Source organism: Aromatoleum evansii (genome assembly GCF_012910805.1).
In the GTDB taxonomy this organism is placed as follows: Bacteria; Pseudomonadota; Gammaproteobacteria; order Burkholderiales; family Rhodocyclaceae; genus Aromatoleum; species Aromatoleum evansii.
The window spans coordinates 1-634 of the sequence record NZ_WTVK01000180.1; the positions used below are offsets into that span (position 1 = coordinate 1).

Here is a 634-nt window from a genome sequence, read left to right on the forward strand (position 1 = left end):
CATCTCGGAATACGCGGCCGAGCGCTTCTACCGCGACGTGCGCCTGTTCCGCATCTATGAAGGCACGACGCAGATCCAGCAGCTCGTGATCGCGCGCAACATGATCAAGGCGGCGGAGGCCTGATGGACGCGCAGGACGACGCGCTGCTGGCCGCACTGCCGCAGCGCCTGCACGAAATCCCGCGCCGCTGGGCGGCGGCTACGCCCGAGGCGGTGGCCGTGTCCGAAGGCGGTGTCGCGTGGACCTGGCGCGGGCTCGCCGCGGCGGTCGACGAGGGCGCCGCGCTGCTGCGCCGGCTCGAGGTGCGTCCGGGAGACCGCGTGATGATCGTGGGCGAAAACTGCGCCGCGCAGGTCGCGCTGATCTTCGCGCTCGCGCAGTGCGACGCCTGGGTGGTGAACGTCAACGCCCGTCTGTCGCCGCGCGAGATCGACGTGATCCGCGAGCACAGCGGCGCGCGCCGGGTCATCTACACCGTCGCCGTGTCGCCGGACGCCGCCGCGCACGCGGCGCGCCACGAAGCGGAGCGCAGCACGCTGCCGCATTTCGGTGAAATCGCCATCGGCGCGCTCAACGAACACTGCACGCCCGAGCCGGTCGAGCAGGACGGCGCGAGCCAGGTGGCGGCGCTGA

Annotated in this window: 2 protein-coding genes; both read left to right on the forward strand. The window is 71.9% G+C overall.

Annotation, left to right across the window (positions count from 1 at the left end; genetic code table 11):
- Position 1 precedes the first annotated feature (1 nt).
- Positions 2 to 124, forward strand: coding sequence for an acyl-CoA dehydrogenase family protein (locus GO615_RS27785; protein ID WP_339379994.1), 123 nt, complete (start codon positions 2 to 4; stop codon positions 122 to 124).
- Positions 124 to 634 (forward strand): AMP-binding protein (locus GO615_RS27790; RefSeq protein WP_169133069.1); only part of this gene is annotated, 511 nt, incomplete at its 3' end. The genes GO615_RS27785 and GO615_RS27790, both read left to right, overlap by 1 nt.